Annotated in this window: 19 protein-coding genes; 8 read left to right on the top strand and 11 right to left on the bottom strand. The window is 63.2% G+C overall.

The annotated features are described in order from the left end of the window. The first annotated feature begins 314 nt into the window (after positions 1-314). From IVA88_RS12535 to IVA88_RS12500, 8 genes are all read left to right on the top strand, one after another. Positions 315-743 carry a hypothetical protein gene (locus IVA88_RS12535; RefSeq protein ID WP_247497567.1) on the top strand — a complete coding sequence of 143 codons (429 nt, stop codon included), beginning with the start codon at positions 315-317 and terminating at the stop codon, positions 741-743. A 141-nt stretch (positions 744-884) separates the two neighbouring features. Beyond that, complete coding sequence (locus tag IVA88_RS12530; protein ID WP_247497566.1) at positions 885-1,625, top strand: hypothetical protein; 741 nt, start codon at positions 885-887, stop codon at positions 1,623-1,625. Beyond that, positions 1,622-1,825, top strand: a complete 204-nt coding sequence (locus IVA88_RS12525; protein WP_247497565.1) for a hypothetical protein — start codon at positions 1,622-1,624, stop codon at positions 1,823-1,825. The genes IVA88_RS12530 and IVA88_RS12525 overlap by 4 nt, the downstream gene beginning before the upstream one ends. Further along, a complete protein-coding gene (locus IVA88_RS12520) occupies positions 1,822-2,481 on the top strand; it encodes a hypothetical protein (RefSeq protein WP_247497564.1) in 660 nt (219 codons plus the stop codon). Before IVA88_RS12525 ends, IVA88_RS12520 begins: the two co-directional genes overlap by 4 nt. A gap of 13 nt (positions 2,482-2,494) precedes the next feature. Then, positions 2,495-2,734 carry a hypothetical protein gene (locus tag IVA88_RS12515; protein WP_247497563.1) on the top strand — a complete coding sequence of 80 codons (240 nt, stop codon included), beginning with the start codon at positions 2,495-2,497 and terminating at the stop codon, positions 2,732-2,734. A 92-nt stretch (positions 2,735-2,826) separates the two neighbouring features. Next, on the top strand, positions 2,827-3,018 hold the full coding sequence (locus IVA88_RS12510) for a hypothetical protein (protein WP_247497562.1): 192 nt from the start codon (positions 2,827-2,829) through the stop codon (positions 3,016-3,018). Positions 3,019-3,146: 128 nt separating this feature from the next. Continuing rightward, positions 3,147-4,643, top strand: coding sequence for a glycoside hydrolase family 55 protein (locus tag IVA88_RS12505; RefSeq protein WP_247497561.1), 1,497 nt, complete (start codon positions 3,147-3,149; stop codon positions 4,641-4,643). Between the two features lie 133 nt (positions 4,644-4,776). Continuing rightward, positions 4,777-6,420: a hypothetical protein gene (locus IVA88_RS12500; RefSeq protein ID WP_247497560.1), complete on the top strand. Its 1,644-nt coding sequence runs from the start codon at positions 4,777-4,779 to the stop codon at positions 6,418-6,420. Here the strand turns inward: IVA88_RS12500 and IVA88_RS12495 are convergent. From IVA88_RS12495 to IVA88_RS12445, 11 genes are all read right to left on the bottom strand, one after another. Next, on the bottom strand, positions 6,417-7,451 hold the full coding sequence (locus IVA88_RS12495) for a Gfo/Idh/MocA family oxidoreductase (protein ID WP_247497559.1): 1,035 nt from the start codon (positions 7,449-7,451) through the stop codon (positions 6,417-6,419). The genes IVA88_RS12500 and IVA88_RS12495 overlap by 4 nt on opposite strands. 3 nt (positions 7,452-7,454) lie before the next feature. Further along, a complete protein-coding gene (locus IVA88_RS12490; RefSeq protein WP_247497558.1) occupies positions 7,455-8,660 on the bottom strand; it encodes a class I SAM-dependent methyltransferase in 1,206 nt (401 codons plus the stop codon). Continuing rightward, complete coding sequence (locus tag IVA88_RS12485) at positions 8,653-9,870, bottom strand: class I SAM-dependent methyltransferase (protein ID WP_247497557.1); 1,218 nt, start codon at positions 9,868-9,870, stop codon at positions 8,653-8,655. Before IVA88_RS12485 ends, IVA88_RS12490 begins: the two co-directional genes overlap by 8 nt. 297 nt (positions 9,871-10,167) lie before the next feature. After that, complete coding sequence (locus IVA88_RS12480) at positions 10,168-11,154, bottom strand: lysylphosphatidylglycerol synthase transmembrane domain-containing protein (RefSeq protein ID WP_256466794.1); 987 nt, start codon at positions 11,152-11,154, stop codon at positions 10,168-10,170. Positions 11,155-11,177: 23 nt separating this feature from the next. Further along, positions 11,178-11,795 (bottom strand): WbuC family cupin fold metalloprotein, encoded by a 618-nt coding sequence (locus tag IVA88_RS12475; RefSeq protein WP_247497555.1) that lies wholly within the window; start codon positions 11,793-11,795, stop codon positions 11,178-11,180. Beyond that, positions 11,773-12,438 (bottom strand): class I SAM-dependent methyltransferase, encoded by a 666-nt coding sequence (locus tag IVA88_RS12470; RefSeq protein ID WP_247497554.1) that lies wholly within the window; start codon positions 12,436-12,438, stop codon positions 11,773-11,775. The genes IVA88_RS12475 and IVA88_RS12470 overlap by 23 nt, the downstream gene beginning before the upstream one ends. Before the next feature lie 25 nt (positions 12,439-12,463). Then, positions 12,464-12,856: an LIC12192 family sporadic carbohydrate cluster protein gene (locus IVA88_RS12465; RefSeq protein WP_247497553.1), complete on the bottom strand. Its 393-nt coding sequence runs from the start codon at positions 12,854-12,856 to the stop codon at positions 12,464-12,466. Continuing rightward, positions 12,849-13,655, bottom strand: coding sequence for a sporadic carbohydrate cluster 2OG-Fe(II) oxygenase (locus IVA88_RS12460; protein WP_247497552.1), 807 nt, complete (start codon positions 13,653-13,655; stop codon positions 12,849-12,851). The genes IVA88_RS12465 and IVA88_RS12460 overlap by 8 nt, the downstream gene beginning before the upstream one ends. Then, positions 13,652-14,770: a DegT/DnrJ/EryC1/StrS family aminotransferase gene (locus IVA88_RS12455; RefSeq protein WP_247497551.1), complete on the bottom strand. Its 1,119-nt coding sequence runs from the start codon at positions 14,768-14,770 to the stop codon at positions 13,652-13,654. Before IVA88_RS12455 ends, IVA88_RS12460 begins: the two co-directional genes overlap by 4 nt. Then, positions 14,760-15,866: a DegT/DnrJ/EryC1/StrS family aminotransferase gene (locus IVA88_RS12450; RefSeq protein ID WP_247497550.1), complete on the bottom strand. Its 1,107-nt coding sequence runs from the start codon at positions 15,864-15,866 to the stop codon at positions 14,760-14,762. The genes IVA88_RS12455 and IVA88_RS12450 overlap by 11 nt, the downstream gene beginning before the upstream one ends. An 8-nt stretch (positions 15,867-15,874) precedes the next feature. Then, positions 15,875-16,834 carry a transketolase C-terminal domain-containing protein gene (locus IVA88_RS12445; protein WP_247497549.1) on the bottom strand — a complete coding sequence of 320 codons (960 nt, stop codon included), beginning with the start codon at positions 16,832-16,834 and terminating at the stop codon, positions 15,875-15,877. Positions 16,835-16,839 lie beyond the last annotated feature (5 nt).

The raw sequence follows: 16,839 nt of genomic DNA, 5'->3' as shown, positions 1-16,839 counted from the left end.
TGGATAGCATCGAACAAAATCAGCAGCTTGAAAGCATCACGTCACCGGTTTTGCACTTCGGGGAAGGGTTTTCGCGCGCGCTCTCTCATGAACTTAAGCACTCTTGGAAGCAGACGCGCGCGCGATGGTGCCGGCCGATCGCCTGTCAGATCCCCATGGTTTGGCTCAATGAAATCCAGAATCGTGGGGGTGGGAGGAAGAATGCGCTCGCGTTCCCAATTTTATGTGCTCGCTCTCTTTCGCGCCGCCCTCCAAAAAATTCGGCGGCCAGCTTTCGCAAACCTCGTTGAGCATTGTCTGACATGAAGCCCCGGATGATTGCTGACCGCGAGCAACTGCTGCAGGTCGTGCGCGATCGGCGCGACGAGCTCAACCTAAGCCATGAGACGCTGGACGCCATCAGCGGCCTTCAAAATGGCTACGTAAGCAAGCTCATGGCCGACCCGCCGATGAGGGGATTCGGAGAAATGTCTCTCCAGGCTCTTCTGGACGCGCTCGGGCTGCGCATCGCCTTTGCGGTGATCATGGAGGACCCTGACCGGGCGGAGCGCGTACAGGCGCGCTGGCGGCCTCGGAAGCGGCGACCGACGAACGCGAAGACAGCCACACCGACCCAGCCTCCGGAAACATTGTGGTGCGTTGCTAGCGATCCGCAAATCACCCCGAATGCTGAGAGCACGAACCCGACAGAGGCCAACGATGGCAAACAACACGAAGATAATCGGCGCCCGGGTCAAGCCTGACCTCGAAACACGCATGAAGGAATTGGCGGCGCGAGAGCGGCGCACGGTTTCGGACTGGATCCGCTGCCGGCTCGAGGACGCGGTCGCCGCGGCTTCACAGCCGGACCAGCATCGCAACGAAGCCGCGTGAGGATTTTGACCATGTTCCGCAGGAAGTCCGGCGAAGACGCCGCAGAGCATCCGCTGCCGCAACCCGAAACATCGGCGCGGCGCGCGCCTGCCGTCCAGGAGAAACTGGATTGCGCCTTGGGGGCACTGGCCGAGCTCGATGAGCAGGTGGCGGAATACGCACTCGAAGCCGCCGAGCGGAAGCCCGGGGCGGCGGACAAGCTGGCCGGGCATCGCGCCAAGATCGAGGCGGCCAAGACGGCTGCGGACGAGCTGGCCGCGGCCTTGCGGCTCGCCGAGCGGCTTGATCGCCAGACTCTCGCCGCCGGCGCCGCGCAGATGCGCGCCGAACAGCTTGCGGTTTTTGAGAAGGCAACAGCGTCCCGAATTGATTCCATGTCGGAAGTGCTGGCGCTGATCGGCAAGGCCTCGGCAGTCTATGCCCGCTATGTGAACGCATCCGCGGAAATGGCGGCGGCGCTTCCTACCGGAACCCATCTGCCTGCGATGCACTTCGAGGGCTATAGCGGGCACTTCCTGGGCAACGGCGAAGCGCTGATCGGCCGCGAGGCATTCCGACTTGCGAGCCATGGCGCCAAGCCGCCGTTTGCCAAATTGCCTTCACTATCGGCCGGCGACAACGTCGCAGCGTTGCGTCCCGGCGTCGAGATTTTGCGCGAGGCTCACACCGCGGTTCTGAACAGCGTCAAAGCCCAGGTTGAACGGCTCGACGCGGCAGCGCTCGACCGGGCCACACGGACGGAGGCCGCATGACCGATCTTTCAGGAATTTCCAAGACCGATTGCCCGTCATCCTGCAACGGGCAGGGCTGCACGATCACCGGCGGAGGTATCTGCGCGCACCCGTGCAAGTCAGGCGTTCAGTATGCCGACAAGAAGCCCGAGACGCTCGCCCGATATGCGGAGGCCTGTCAGATTCTCGGCGTTCACAACCAGCACGAGGTTTCACAATGAACGATATTGTAACACCACCCGCACCACCCGCCGTGACCGCCACCGACGCGCAAAATCATTTGAACGCACTCACTGCGGACAAGTCGTGGCGGGACAGCTTTCTCGGTGGTGACGTCGCCGCCGTGAAGGAATTCAAAACCCTCACGGGCGCGATCGTTGATGGCGGCACAGCCGATGACGTCGTGACGTCGGTCATGGGCGGCAAGGCATCTGAGTTCGGCAACAGCGACCAGCGGCATATGGCCGGGTACGTCGACTACGCGCGCGAGATGGGCCTCGCCGACGGCGTTACAAAACAGTTCTTGTCCGGCGAGAAAGTGACGCCGCAGGAATATGAGGCCGTTTCGAACTTAAAGCGCGAACTGATGGGCAGCGCTGAATTCTCGAAGGCCTATCTCGCCGGGGATGAAGGCAAAGCAGCGCATGACGACGATCAACCAAGTACTGCAGAACGGCGTCAAGGTGAACGCAGCATGATGTACGAAGTGCGCCTGGTGAACCCGCGAACGAACGAAGAGCGCAAGATCACCGTGTCGGCCGAACCGCCGGCGGCAGGCATCTGCCTGCAAATGCATATCCAGGCGATCGCGCGTCCGGAGATTCCCGACGGCTTCATGCCCATCGGCAACGGCGTGCGCCCGCATAGGCTGCAATAGGAGAAACACCAACATGATGATTCAGCATTCGAACCCAGCGCATCAGGCAACGTGCGTTTTAGCCGAAGGCACGCGGCAACAAGCAATAGCGGCCGCCTATGCAGCCGGCGGCGGCAGCGCGGCAATCGCCGCAGCGATAAAGACCAGTGAAATCTCATTTTATCGGTCGGTGATCGCTTCCTGCGTGGCCAACGGTCAACCGTATTCCAATTTTACGGTTGCGCTGCTCGCCCTCTGTACCGGCGGCGCGTGAAATTGTGACCTCCAGGGCTAAGCGTGAGAGCCCTTCATCCGAGCCGCCCGGCGCTCGGGGAGAAAGCCGGGTAACTCTTTCAGAAGGTCGCCATGAGTGACAAAGAAACATCTGCCATTCTTGGTCTCAAGCGCGAATTGAAGACGACGCGCGATAAGGCCCGAGCGGCCCAGGATGAAGCTGGCAGATGGCGACGCATCGCGAACACCTTGCGGGGAATCGCGGGGTTGGATGACGGCCAGTTCGGCAACCTGATTAGGTCGGAAGGGTTGTCGGCGGAGTAGAGTAGGCCGCGCTCGCCTCACGAGCGTTTCGGATTGGGCTTCCGCACAGCCCCGCCTCTGAGACATCGGCGCAAAACCGTCTCTTCGGAAGCTTCACCGAGTGGGAGCGCTCACGAAGAGACGCTCCCATGTTCATATGCGCCGCGCGCCGACTCCTGGCCGCATTGCTGCTCCTCCTGCTGCCGGCAGTTGCTGCAGCTCAAACCTTCCCGACGGTCCCTCCGAACACTGTAATCGGCCGAACCGGTTTCGGCAGCGGGCCAGCGTCGGCTATCCCGTTCTCAACGATCACCGCCACTCTGTGCAACCTCGTCACCCCAACGGTTAAGGGCTGCGTCCCGCCGCCGGTAACGACGACGGGAAGGTATTTCGGGGACGACCTGTCCTGGCATGCCGTGTCATCGCAGCAGGTTGTCGCGGGCACCGGCGTGACCTTGGGCGGCACCTGCGCCGGCACCTCGCTGAACTGCACGGTGAATGCTACTGCGGCAACGCAGCTGGTTGTTTCGTCCCGTGCGGATGCGATCACGCGAAACCTTTCCTTGCTGTCGGCCGTCCGGACGCTTGGCTACGCGACCACCGGCGACGGTGGAGGCGCGACATTCCAGAAGATCACGAGCGGAAATTTCACCGATAGCTTCGTCACCAGCACCACGACGACGTCAGTCGGGGTTGGCTGCACGAATGGAACATACAACGGCGTCTTTCTGACTGGCGGCAACGGAACGGGCCTCTACGGCATTGTCACGATCGCTGGCAACGTGATGACCAGCTTCGCCATCAGCGGTCCCGGTGGCAATGCATATGTTATCGGCGATGTGCTCACCATCCCGGCGCCGGGCGGCGGAGTTTATGGAGCAGTGACGTGCACGACGCAGCCGACCGTCACGGTCGCGGCAGTCACCGCACCATCTGGATCGTTTACCGATGTCGCGGGCACCAAATTCCAATACGTTCCTGATGGTGCCATCAACGTGAGGCAGTTCGGCGCGGTCGGCGACTACAACGGGACGCTCGTCACCAACGATGCCGCCGCGATCCAGCGGGCGATTAACTTTGCAAGCCGACGCGGCGCGCTCAACATCGATGCGGGCGGCTACGGCGGCGACGTGGTCTATGTCCCGAAGGGCGCCTATACCGTCTGCGGAGGTCTGTCGGTCTACGGCTCCGTTGCTCTCACCGGCGCAGGCAAGGGCAATACCGTTCTCAAGCAATGTGACACTGACGGCGCGTCGCAACGCTTCATCACGCTCGGCGATCCCAATCTGCACTTCGCGTGCTTCTACACCAGCGTCCGCGAGATGCTGCTCTATGGAGCGCTAGCGTCGGCGAACTCCGGCATTTCGATGATCTATTCGAATTGCCAGCAACAGGGCGTCGCCGTCCTGAATGTCGCTGTCTATACCTACCTGCGCGAATGCGTCGATATCGACACTGGCTATGGCGGTGCATCCGACTTCACCATGATCGGACTGTTCTGTTCGATTAACAACAGCTCGACCAATCCCGGAGTTAAGCTGGCCTACAGCGCCGCGGTCCAAACCATTCGAGATTTCATCATCGAGAGCTCAAGTTGGACCATCGCGAAAATCGCCTCGACGCCTTGGTGCTGCCCGAACCTGTGAGGTGTCTATAGGAGGTCGAATTTTTTGGGTCAATGATCAATTGGGCGCCGGTGATCCGGCTCTTGCGGCGGCCAAACGGGCGTGCGAACTATTTTCGCCAATGCCGTCTCTGACCCATCTCAGCACATCCACAATGCGTCGCGCGACAGCCGTTCTGCTGGCGCTGTTGCTGGCCGCGCATGCGCCGATGCTTTTGAACGACGGCCTCTTCATGGACGACTGGCTGGTGCTCAAGCCGCGTCCGGACTTCATGATCGACATCGATTTCCTCCTGCGCGGTGCGGGCCATCCGATCTTCTACAGCTACGACACGTTCGCCAACTGGACCGGCTCGCCGATTGCCGTGATGGTGTCGCTGGCGTTCGCCGGAATTTTCCTCGGTGCGATCTCGCTCGCGCTGACCGCAACGCGACTCGATCTGCTCGACCGCGCCGAGGCGGTCGGTTTCGCCCTGATCGTCTGGACCTATCCGGGCTATCAGCTCTGGGCGGGCAAGGCGAACGCGGTCTACGTGCTCAGCTTCGGGCTGCTGTTCTTCGGTGCCTGGCTGTTGATGCTGGCCTATGGCGCGCACGGCATGCGGTGCGCGCTGCTCCGTCTGGCCTGCGCGCTCGTATTCATGCTCGGCTTCGCGCTCAACTCGACGATCGTGCTGTACGCTTTCGTGATGCTCGGTCTCTTCATTGCAGTGTGGCGCGGCCGCGACGCGGCGCAGGGGCTGATCCAGCGTACATGGTGGGCTGCCTGGCATTGTGTGACCCGTTATCCGGAACTGGCGGTGCTTCCCCTGGTCTATTGGGGCGCGCTCAACATCTGGTTCAAACGCACCGGTGTCTATGCGCAACACTACAATGCCCATTTCCCGACGCTGAGCGAACTGGCGATGGGCTGGCAGGTATTTTTCGTCACCAGCTATTGGGACGTTGTGGCCACCGCGTTCCAGCTGGCGACCGCTGCAAGCGCGCCGCTCCTCACCGCCGTGCTGCTCGTCGGCACCGCCTTGTTCCTGTTGCGCTCCGAGGCAGAGCCGACTGCCGCCAGATATGGGATCGCCGCGCCGCTCTCGCTCGCCGTTGTCCTGTTTCTGGCATTGTCGTTCCCCTATCTGGTCGCCGGGTTGCGGCCCTCGGCCGTGCATTTCTATGAGAGCCGCCATCTGCTGATGTTCGGCCTCCCGTCGGCATTGACCCTGCTCGCGCTCAAGCGTTGGGCCGAACGTGCGGTCGGTCCGAAGGCAGCCGTCATGGTCGTGTTCGGGGTCGGATCAGTGCTGTCGATTGGCGTGCTGTGGAACGACTACATCTTCATGCAGGCGAGAACGCTGAAGCAGGAGGCCCTCGCGCAGGATCTCGCGAGCCGGGCGCAGCCGGCAGCAACGGTGTTTGCGCTCGAAGACGGTTTCGTCGATTACCCGTCACGCCACGTGCCGTTCGGCTTCGCCGAGGTCACCGGCATGCTCCGCCTTGCCTGGGGCAATCAGCCCTTTGTTGGATTTGCCTTGCGCGCCGAGCGGCCGAGCGTCCTGCAGGAATTGGAAGTGGCCCGAACTGCGCCGAGCAGCGCGTTTTCTCATCTCGATCCAGCGGGCCCGCAGGCGACGATTTCGCTCAAGCCGGGTCCTGGCGCGGCGCCGAACCAGGTTCTGGTGCGGAAGTACTACGCATGCCGGCTGCTGGCGCGCTGCGAGGTTTCGCAGTTCCTCGGTCAGATCGCGCAGGTTACCATCAAGGTGGGGCCCATCGCCGGGATTCTGCCGCTCGATGGCCCGAAGCCCTAGCCGTTGACCTGCCGTTTCCAGATCGCCTCCGCGAGCGCGATGTCGGCCACGGAATCCTGGCCGGACGCCAGCGGCGTCCTCTGTTCGACGACATCGGCGACGAATGCGTCGGCCTGACGCCGAAACGCCCAACTCTTGCCGCGCGACAATTGCGTCCGTTGTCCTTGCTGATCGAGCATGACCTCAGCCTCCTGCTCGGCAAAAGGCGGGGGCAATTCGATGGTCAGTGCGCCGCGCTCGAACTCGATACTCAGACCTTCGCGCCAGACGCCTTCGGACCCATTCGCGAGTTGCAACGCGCAGGCGACGCCGTCGAAATCGAGTGTCACGGTGCCCGCGCCCGAGGTCTCGACGGTGCTTTCGGCGACTGCCGGTGACGATCCGAGCAGGTAGCGTGCGAGATTGATGATATGGCTGAACACATTCAGAAAATTGTCGTAGCCGGGTCGCATCGCGCCCGGCATCCAGTCGGGCCCATCCTGCCAGAGCTCGAGCCCGTCCGGCCGCGCTTCGCCGGTCATGACGAAGTTGTCCTGCGACCAGCCAGTGCTGCCGCCGTAGCACCAGCCTCGCGCGCCGATAATGCGTCCAAGCGAATGATCTGCTCGAATGCGCGTCAACTCGGCTATCGCGCGCGCCACCCCGGCGTCGTGACGCTTCATATAGCCGATGCTGTAGACGAGGTTTTGCCGCCGCGCCGCCTCGGCCAGTGAAACGGCCTGAGCCGTGGTGTAGGCCATCGGCTTTTCCGACAGTACGTGGCGGCCGCTGTTCAACGCATCCAGCACGATCGGACCGGTGGCGCGACGCTTCGTCACCACGACGACGGCGGACACCTCGCTGTCCGCCAGTAGTTCCCGGTGCGTGCCGTAGATCCGCGCGACGTCGAATTTTTGCGCCGCTGCGGCGGCGAGATCAGGCCGGAGATCGGCGATCGCGACAACGCGGCAGGTGGGATTGGCGACGAAATTGGCGAGGTGGCACATCTGGCCGACCATGCCCGTTCCGATGATGCCAATGCCTGGCCTCACGTGCTAGAATCCCTCGAAGCGCTTCCGGATGACGAGAAAATGCGCCGGCTGTCCCCAGGTGTTGATGAACGCCTGGTCGGATTGGGTGAGAGCGGTGACTGTGGACGCATCCCGTCGCCCGATCGCGCCAAAGATACGATGGAAACTGTCAAGGGTCGCAATGACGGCGTCGATGTCGGAAGCATTGTCGGCGAGAATTTCTGTCGTCCGTATCGTCTCGCGAAGCGACGCGAGGCTCGCGATCACACGGGGCAGGCTGTCGCCGAAGGGATTGTCGATCATCGCATCGACATCGAGAACGAGGGTCTCGATCGAAGCCGAGATCGCCTCGACCGCTTCGGTCCGTCCCGCCAGATAGAGCTTCCGTCCACCGAGGAAGCTCAGACGGCTGCGGCTGAGGTGGCGCGTCGCGCGCCGCAGCTTCTCGTCGTCGGAGAGGACCTTCTTGTGCCAGTAGACGTCCAGGCTGTCGCGATAAGCCGGCCACGCCGAATGGATGTCGAACCCCTGCTCATGCGCCGCCGTGCACAAGGCTCCCGCGTCGAGGAAGTAGCGGTGCCGGACGAAAGGATTTTCGAGCACGTCCATCAGCCAGGATTCGAAGCTGCGCGTGTGCGGAATGCTGTTCCATTTCGCGTCGAACAGCAGCTTCGCCGTTTCGAGCCCGGAACGGCCCGTCAGCACCTTGCCGGCCGCATAAATCGCCTTGAGCGCGAGCTCGAAGAAACCGCCGTAGCGCTCGTAATAGGAAACGACGGCATATCCGTCCGGATTGAGCAGCCGGTGAAAGATGCCCAGCCAATTTTCAGTCGGCTGCACCGTGTAAATGAATCCCTCGGCATCGATGATGTCGAAACGACGATCGCTGCGAAATCCTTCGAGATCGGACGATACGAGTTCGCGGAGACGCTGGGCTTGGCTGAAATGCGCGAAGTAAGCCTGGATCTTCGCGTGCGCATGCCGGTTCGGCTCGGCGAGCGTCATGTTCGCGCCCCAGCCCGCGAACACCAGCGCGTTTTCGCCGGAATCAGGGCCGAATTCAAGCACGTCGGCGTCGCGGAACAATCGCGGCGGCAGCACGAGCTTGTCCGAAAACAACTCGCGCCGCAGGCCGGCATAGGCTTCGAGTTCGGCGGCGGATTTGAAATTCCCGAACGTCGGCAGGACGTCCTGACGTTCGTAGTAGTTGAAGAGCTTGTCCTCAGCCATGCCGCGACCCTGCGGCCGCCTCGAGGCGATCGAGTTCGCTCCAGATGTCAGAGGGCGCGAAGATCGAAACGATGTGGAGCGGACGCTTCACGTTTTCGCGCAGCCGGACGCTGACCTTGTCTTCGTTCTCCTGGTTCACGGCCAGAAGACAGACGAGCGAATCCGACTTGTGGGCGAGGTCCTCCGGCGGGCGGATCGGAATGCCGGTGCCAGGCAGGAACAACCCTTGGCGCTCCTTCTGATCGTCGACCGAGAGGTCGACGAGATCCGCGAGTCCGTGGGCATTGGTGAAGGTGCATGCGCGGCAGCCGGCGCCATAGATGGCGATCTCGGCGCCATTGGCGCGGGCCTTGGCGAGGACCGGGCGGAGCCGCGCGCCATACTCCCTTGCGCGCTGGCCGAACCTCTCGCCGACGCCGGCAGGGGCGGGCGGTGGCGTCACGTCGTGCGCGGCGCGGCGCGCCGCGATCGCGAGGCTGCCGCCGCTGAAATTGTATTTCTTCACCGACATCGCCTCGAAGCCGTGGCGCGCCAGCAGCGCGAGCAGCGTCGGTTCGGTGAAGTAGCTGACGTGCTCCTCCCACAGGACCGAGAGGTCGCCCGCCGTCGAGCCGGGTGCGAAATCAGGCACGTCGATGAACAGCAGCCCGTCGTCGCGCAGCGCGATCTTCACGCAGTCGAAAAAGTTCTCGAAATCGACGATGTGCTCCAGCACCTGACGCGAGACGACGAGGTCGAACTTGCCGGCCTCGGCGACCGCGTCGTGACACAGCGCCGGGCTGATCATGTCGGCATAGACCTTGATGCCGCGCTCGCGGGCGATCTCGCCCGACACTGGGTTGGGCTCGACGCCGACCAGAACCTTCGCCCCCCGTTCGCGGAGCCTGTCCATGAACAGGCCGTCATTGCATCCGATCTCGAACACGGACTGGTGGCTCGAGAATTTCGCGATGGTATCGAGCTCGTCGACCTGGTGCGGCTCCGGCTTCCAGCTGCTGAAATTGTAGTTGAACTGCCGGTACAGAATGTCGGGATCGATCGGCTTGACGATCTGGGGCAGGCCGCATTCGCCGCAGGCGAGCACCTCGAACGGATACCGTTCTTCCTGTTCGTCGCGGCTGTGCCGAAGCCGATGCGCAATCGGCATCTGTCCGAGGTCGACGACCGGGCGCAAATTGGTTGAATGGCAGAGGCGGCAATGATCGGTCACGGGTTTGGCTCTGTGCGGGAAAAGCAGGGGAACATCGGTGCGCCAGGCGATACGCGACGCCGTTGAAGCCTATATCGCGCCACAGGTCGTGCCACAATTCTTAAGTTGCCGTGGCGGGGCGTCAATTCGTCGTTTTCGAACTTGGCGCCAGAAGCAATCCGGGTCACCCTGGGCAGGAACGTCGCCATCAACAGATGCAGCCTGTCTCAGTGGCCGACCTCGAACCGGAGAAGATGGGAAGCCAGATCACAGCATTTGCCGATGGGCGCAAACTCGTTCGGGCAAAGCCCATTCCTGTCATGGTTGGATCGGTGTAGCGTCTGCCCGTTCGGCGACGGCCCGGGCCTGGCCTGCGCTGAAATGGGCGCGCTCCGGTGCGAGCAACCACACCAGGCCGCCGAACAGTCCCACGATCAGGCCGCCGAGGCCGAGGAAAACCGATATCGCGAGCGCCTTGTCGGATGCGATCCCCGCCAGGCCAAGCGCGGCAACCATCGCGCCTTCTCGCACTCCCCATCCTCCGATCGAGACCGGAACCGCGGACGACAGGATGACGAGCGGGACAAGAACGAATGCATCGAGCGCGGAGATTGGTGCGTCGAGGCCGATCGCGAGGACATAACAGGCTGCAACCGTGATCAAGTGGATGAAGACGGCGGACGCGATCAGCGTGCCGCGCCCTTCGGCCGCCAGCAACGGAGCCCTGACCAGCATCGCGAATTGCACGATCCTGGCCGGCAGGATACCGATCATGCCAGGCGGCCAATGATCCAGCGTGGCCAGAGCGATTGCGCCAAGGCATGCAACGGCGAGAATGGTGACGATGGCGAAGAGGAGCGAGCCATCGCTTATCCGCGGGAGCAGGAACGGCATTCCTGCGAATATGATAGCACCGAGGGCAAGCAGCGCGACCAAGTGATCGGCCACGATGCTGCTGATGGTCCGCGACCATTGCTCGCCACGACGCCGCAACATCCAGATCCGGACCGCATCGCCGCCGGCGGGCAGCACCTGATTGAAAAACGTGCTGACGATGACAATGCGCCACCCTGCCGGCCAATCAAGCGGCACATGCATGGCTTGGAGGATCAGGATCCAGCGGTGACAGAGCACGAAAGTCTGGGCGAACAGCAGCAGCACCGCAAGCGCCAGCATGTCCAATTTGACGGCGAGAAGGTCGGCTTTCAGGGACGACAAGTCCTGGCCGCGCAACAGCAATACGAGAATCCCGATCGAGACAACGAACTTGACCAGAGTAACCAGTGCTTTTGCAGGCGGCCTCATCGGCTGGTCTCGTCCTCGATCATTCACGGCGGGGATAGTCGAGCAGCGGTAGAGGTCGATGTCGATGTTCTCGCCAGATGTTCCGTGGCAAGCGCGCCAACCTTTGTGACGTAATCCTGGACCTCGGCGGAATCGCTGCCGTCGGGAGCCCAGTCGGGAAATGCCGTGCGGGAGGGATCGAACGGGCCGGCGGTGGTTTCGTGAAACACCAGCCACTCCGAGGTGATCAGGATCGAGTGAAACACCTGCTCGGGCATGCGGTAATAGCAAAGGGCGCCCCGGCCGTACGGCGCCATCCCGAGCACGTCGCGAATGCGGCCGTCGTCCTCGAAGATCACGACCTGCGCGGTGCCCTCGATCAGGTGAAACGATTCAGGTTTGCCAAAATGCTTGTGAGGCCGCACATAGGCCTCGCGATGATGCACGATCAGCATCTCATGCAGGCCGGACGAGGGATCGGGATGCGTGCACAGCCGGCTGCGCAGACGCGGATTGCCCGCGGCGATGCGCTTCAGTTCCGCGATCGTGGCGTCGTCCGCCGTGACGATGGCGTCGTCCGAATAATACACCTCGGGATTCTGCGCACGCAGCGAGGTCGGCCGGCGCAGGCCCGTTGCTTCATTCGAAGAAGATGAACCCATGGTCGCCCCGGTACCCGCAGTTGTCGTAGATCCAGGCCCACGTTTCCGGACCGTGGAAACTCAGGCAGGTGAGCTGCCAGTAGAGCAGGTTCGCCTTCTCGCGCTCGTTGCGAAAGGATTCGACCATTAGATATTTCGATGCGCCGCGCCCGACGCGTTCGATCTCAGGCACCGCGCGGAAGACGTCCTCGAGCGGAAGATTGTGGAGCACGCCGAGCGATACCACGAGATCGAAACTGTGGTCGGGGTAGGGCAGCTCGACGGCGCTGCCGACCTTCAATTGCGCTCGCACCTCCTCCTTCGCGTTGGCGATGCCGTAGTCGGAGATGTCGATGCCGGCGATCGTGAGGCCGGGGACGAGCTGGGTGAACTCGTAGAGCAAATAGCCCTTGCCGCAGCCGACATCGAGCACGCTCATCCCGGGCTTGATGCCGTAGCGGTCGATCAGGGTCTGGGCGAGCGGGCGCCACCGTCCGTCGTAGTGGTAGCCGCCGTAACCATAGCGGCGGTCGCCGTCCCAGTAGTCATGTCCCCATTGCCGGGCCACGGTGGCGGATTCCGCCTTGTCGTGCTCGACGACCCGCTGAACGTAGTTCCGCTTGGTCGATGCGTGCATCGGCTGGAGCAGGTTGATCTCGGTCATTGTCTCCAACCGGTTCGCGGCATCGTCACAGGATGGTGGCGAATTTGTTGACGAGCAGGATGTCCTCGACGGTCTGGATGTTGCTGCGCGAGGACAGCGTGATCTCCTCGACGGCCGCGTGCAGGTCGCAGCCCTCGCTCAGCACGCGGTCGTAGATCTCCCGTCGCCGGGCCTCGACGGGCGGCAACATGAAGATGCTGTAGAGGATCAGCCCCTTCAAGCGGGGCAACTCGTCCAGGATGTCCTCAAGCACCATGTAGCTGCCGGGCATGATGTGCTCGACGGCGCTGAGCAGAAATTGCAGGTTTTTCCGCCGCGCGTAGTCGCGGATCACGATGTTCTGGACGTGCTGCGGGGTGCGACTGCCGTTCAGCGGCCGCGCGCCGATGTAGCCGCGATGGCCGGCTCGCTCAGCCATGGAAGCCTCCCGGCAGCTTGTATTGCATGCCGACCCGCGTTGCCGGGCGCAGCAGGATCGGCTCGAAGAACTCGCCGAAGCGCTTGTCCGCGTAGGGCGACATGATGCTCTTGAAGCGGCAGTTCATGCTCCAGCGCGTGCCGGGCTCCTCGTTGACGCGATTACCGTGCATCAGGGTCTGATTGAACAGCATCACGTGACCGTAGGGAATCTCGATGAAGGTCGCGTGCGGCTTGATGGTCTTGTAGAGTTCCTCGGCGCTGCGCAGGCTTGCCATCCGGTCCTGCATGTCGCCGTTCAGCGACGGCGGGAGCAGATACATCGCCTTAGTGCTGTGGACGTCGACCAGCGGCACCCACACCACGACTTCGAACGGCGAGTCGCCCGACCAGACGTCGGAATGGGTGGCGAGCAGCGAGGAATCGTCGCCGGGCATCTGGATGCTGAGATTGACGCGGCGCTGCATGCAGAGCTCGTTGCCGACGATGGTCTCGATCGTCGAGCGCGCCAGACGGAAATAGGTCGGCCGGAACCAGGGCTCGGCGTTGAGGCCGTTGAACACGTGCAGCCGCAGGCCGTTGAGATCATCCACGCTCACCCGCGTGTGGATGGTGTCGAGCATCGCATAGGGGTCGTTGCCGTGCGGCAGCTTCAGATAGTCCGCCGCGAGCTCGGCCGCGCGCCGCTGGATGCGATCGAGCCCGGCGCGGTCGTCGGCCGGCGTGGTGACGAAGCCGTCGTCGATGAAGCGCTGCGCCAGCGCCTGCTCGTCGGCCTGAAGGAAGTCCGTATCCATCATGCAAAATACTCCCGGGCGGTCGCGCAGATATAGCTAATATCGGCGGCCGACAGGAACTGGTTGATCGGAAGCGTGAGGATCTGGTCCGCCTGTCGTTCCGCCGCCGGGAACGCGCCGCGGCCGTGACCCAGATGCGCCGCCGCCTCCTGGAGGTGGATCGGGACCGGATAGTGGATCGCGGTCTCGATACCCTTGTCGGCAAGATATTTCTGGAAATCGTCGCGACGGTCCGTCTGCACGACGAAGGTGTGGAAGGTGTTGAACTCGATGTTGCGGCAGTTCGGGATGAACAGGGGAAGGCCGGCGAGCTCAGTGCGGTATTGCGCGGCGTTGCGACGCCGGCGTTCGATGACAGAGGGCAGGTGACGCAGGCGAATGCGAAGCACTTCGGCCTGGACCGTGTCGAGGCGTGACACGATGCCCCACTCCTGGGCGTCACTGCGATTGATCAGGCCGTGATTGCGCAGGCGGCGAATTCTCGCGGCAAGCTCGGCGTCGGCGGTGACGACGAAGCCGGCGTCGCCCGCGGCATTGAGATTCTTCAGCGGGTGGGCGGAGAAGCAGCCGAACGTTCCGATGGTCCCGCTCATCCGCCCGTCATAGGTCGAACCGACGGCCTGCGCGCTGTCCTCGATCACGGCGAGCGCGTGCTTGGCCGCGATCGCCATGAGCGGGTTCATGTCGGCCATGCGTCCGGTCAGGTGCACCGGCATGATCGCCCTGGTCCGCGTGGTGACGACGGCCTCCACCGCGGCGGGATCGATGTTCTGGTCCGGCAGCACGTCCGCAAACACCGGCGTGGCGCCGACGGCGATGATGGCGGCGGTCGATGCCACAAACGAATTCGGCGGGGTGATCACCTCGTCCCCGGGACCGATGTTGAGCGCCCTCAAGGACAGGATCAGCGCATCGGTGCCGGAATTCAGCGTCACCACATGCGGCGAGCCGAGATAGGTAGTGAGTTCCTCTTCGAGCTTCGCAACGGCCGCGCCGCCGATGAAATCGCCGCGGCGGAACACGCCCTCGACCGCCTGCATGATCTCAGCGCGCTCTTCCTCGAATTGCGCGGGAAGATTGACGTAACCGATGCGCCGGCGGCCGGTGTCAGCGTCCATGGCAGAACTTTCGGACGGTCTCGATGACGCGGTCCTGTTGCGCTCGCGTCAGATGCTGGTCGACGGGGAAGCTGATGACTTCCCGGGCATGGCGGTCGGTGATCGGGAAGTCGCCCGGCGCGTAGCCGAGGTGCTTGAGGCCTTCCTGCTGATACAGCGGGATCGGATAGTGGATCTTCGCTTCAATGCCGTTGTCCAGGCAGTATTTGTAGAGCTCGTCGCGACGCTCGGCGAACACCATGTAGAGATGGTAGACGTGCTTCACGTTGGGCCGGCGCGGCGGGACGCGCAGGCCAGGCAGGCCGACAAGGCCCGCATCGTAATAGGCTGCGTTCTCGATCCGGCGCCGCGTGATCTCGCTGGTCTGGCCGATCAGCCAGTTGCCGACCACGGCCTGCAGAGAATCCAGCCGCGAATTGCAGCCGAGGATCGCGATCTCGTCGCGGTTCTTCATGCCGTGGTTGCGGATCAGACGAAGCCGCTCGTTCATCCCGTCATCATTGGTGACGACGACACCGGCATCGCCCCAGACATTGAGGTTCTTGAGCGGATGCAGGGAGAAGCCGGCTGCGATGCCGTGGGTGCCGGACCGTTTTCCCCCGAACTCCGACAGGATGCCCTGGCAGGAATCCTCGACGACGGGGATGTTGTGACGCTGGGCGATCGCCATCAGCTTGCCCATGTCGGTGACCTCGCCGGTCAACTGAACCGGCATGATCGCCTTGGTCTTCCCCGTGATCGCCGCTTCGACGTAGTCGACGTTCATGCAGAAGGAATCGTCGCAGTCGACCAGCACCGGCGTCGCCCCGGTTTCCGCGATGGCGCCGACGGTGGCGATGAAGGTGTTGGCGGCGGTGATGACCTCGTCGCCATGGCCGATGCCGAGCGCCTTGAGCGGCAGCTTGAGCGCATCGGTGCCCGATCCGACGCCGATGGCGTGACGTACGCCGATCAGCTCGGCAAAGCGCCGCTCGAATTCGGCGACAGGCTTGCCCAGGGTGAAGTCACCGGTCGCCACCAGTCGGCCGATCTCGGCCAGGATCGGGGCAGGATCGGAGAATTGCTCGAGCAGATAGGAATATCGAACGTCGTGCATGGGGCCCGTCAGGTGGAATGAAGTTGAGGGGAGGAGGTGTGAGAGGCGGCGAGTGCGCGCTCGATCGACGTCGCAATGGCGCCGGCGGAAAGGCCGTGCTTCTTCAGCAGCGAGTCCTGCGATCCATAATTGTGCATGAACCGGTCCGGCAGCGACAACCGCAGCATCGCGGGCAAGCCGAAGCCGAGCTTGTCGATCAGCGCCTCCGCGACCGCGCTGCCGAGGCCGCCGGAGGGCACGTGTTCCTCCAGCGTCGCCACGAGCTTGGTGCCCTGGATCGCTTGCAGCAGCGTCTCGGCGTCGAGCGGCTTGACCGTGTGCATGTGCAGGACGCCGGCGCGAATGCCCTGCGCGGCCAGCAGGTCGGCCGCAGCGAGTGCGCGCTGGAGCATAATGCCTGTCGTGACCATGACGACGTCGCCCGGTGGCCGCATCAGGATGGCCTTGCCGATCTCAAAGCCGTGCTCGGCCTTGGAGACGACGGCGTCGCCACCCTTGCCGAGCCGGATGTAGATCGGCCCGGTCCAGTCGAGCGTCTGATCCATCAGGCGCGCCGCCTCGTCGGCGTCGCACGGGCAGACCACCGTCATGTTCGGCAGCGCCCGCATGATGGCGATGTCCTCGATCGCCTGGTGGGTGGGGCCGAGCGGCGCGTAAACGAGCCCGCCGCCATTGGCGATCAGCCGCACCGGCAGATTGTGCAGGCAGAGATCGACGGCGACCTGTTCGTAGCATCGGCGGGTGAGGAAGGTCGCGATGGTGTTGACGTAGGGCACGAAGCCTTCCATCGCGAGGCCGGCCGACATGCCGATGATGTGCGCTTCTGAAATGCCTTCGATTAGATGCCGCTTCGGAAACTCCTTGCTCATCGCGCGCAAGGTGCCCGCGCCGGGATCTGAGCCGATGTAGAGCACACGCTCGTCGCGCGTGGCGAGCTTGTGGACCATGTTCATCGCGGTGTTGCGCATGGGGA

Origin of the sequence: Bradyrhizobium sp. 149, assembly GCF_023073915.1 — a bacterium.
Lineage (GTDB): Bacteria > Pseudomonadota > Alphaproteobacteria > Rhizobiales > Xanthobacteraceae > Bradyrhizobium.
The sequence above is the reverse complement of the archived record's forward strand: the minus strand, read 5'-3'. Positions and strand labels throughout refer to the sequence as shown.

What these genes read in the sequence shown, in the direction of transcription:
- IVA88_RS12505 (WP_247497561.1), top strand. Translation starts at nt 3,147, where the DNA reads ATGTTCATATGCGCCGCGCGCCGACTCCTGGCCGCATTGCTGCTCCTC.
- IVA88_RS12535 (WP_247497567.1), top strand. Translation starts at nt 315, where the DNA reads ATGATTGCTGACCGCGAGCAACTGCTGCAGGTCGTGCGCGATCGGCGC.
- IVA88_RS12520 (WP_247497564.1), top strand. Translation starts at nt 1,822, where the DNA reads ATGAACGATATTGTAACACCACCCGCACCACCCGCCGTGACCGCCACC.
- IVA88_RS12515 (WP_247497563.1), top strand. Translation starts at nt 2,495, where the DNA reads ATGATGATTCAGCATTCGAACCCAGCGCATCAGGCAACGTGCGTTTTA.
- IVA88_RS12450 (WP_247497550.1), bottom strand. Translation starts at nt 15,866, where the DNA reads ATGCACGACGTTCGATATTCCTATCTGCTCGAGCAATTCTCCGATCCT.
- IVA88_RS12530 (WP_247497566.1), top strand. Translation starts at nt 885, where the DNA reads ATGTTCCGCAGGAAGTCCGGCGAAGACGCCGCAGAGCATCCGCTGCCG.
- IVA88_RS12455 (WP_247497551.1), bottom strand. Translation starts at nt 14,770, where the DNA reads ATGGACGCTGACACCGGCCGCCGGCGCATCGGTTACGTCAATCTTCCC.
- IVA88_RS12480 (WP_256466794.1), bottom strand. Translation starts at nt 11,154, where the DNA reads ATGAGGCCGCCTGCAAAAGCACTGGTTACTCTGGTCAAGTTCGTTGTC.
- IVA88_RS12490 (WP_247497558.1), bottom strand. Translation starts at nt 8,660, where the DNA reads ATGGCTGAGGACAAGCTCTTCAACTACTACGAACGTCAGGACGTCCTG.
- IVA88_RS12510 (WP_247497562.1), top strand. Translation starts at nt 2,827, where the DNA reads ATGAGTGACAAAGAAACATCTGCCATTCTTGGTCTCAAGCGCGAATTG.
- IVA88_RS12465 (WP_247497553.1), bottom strand. Translation starts at nt 12,856, where the DNA reads ATGGCTGAGCGAGCCGGCCATCGCGGCTACATCGGCGCGCGGCCGCTG.
- IVA88_RS12470 (WP_247497554.1), bottom strand. Translation starts at nt 12,438, where the DNA reads ATGACCGAGATCAACCTGCTCCAGCCGATGCACGCATCGACCAAGCGG.
- IVA88_RS12445 (WP_247497549.1), bottom strand. Translation starts at nt 16,834, where the DNA reads ATGCGCAACACCGCGATGAACATGGTCCACAAGCTCGCCACGCGCGAC.
- IVA88_RS12500 (WP_247497560.1), top strand. Translation starts at nt 4,777, where the DNA reads ATGCGTCGCGCGACAGCCGTTCTGCTGGCGCTGTTGCTGGCCGCGCAT.
- IVA88_RS12460 (WP_247497552.1), bottom strand. Translation starts at nt 13,655, where the DNA reads ATGATGGATACGGACTTCCTTCAGGCCGACGAGCAGGCGCTGGCGCAG.
- IVA88_RS12475 (WP_247497555.1), bottom strand. Translation starts at nt 11,795, where the DNA reads ATGGGTTCATCTTCTTCGAATGAAGCAACGGGCCTGCGCCGGCCGACC.
- IVA88_RS12525 (WP_247497565.1), top strand. Translation starts at nt 1,622, where the DNA reads ATGACCGATCTTTCAGGAATTTCCAAGACCGATTGCCCGTCATCCTGC.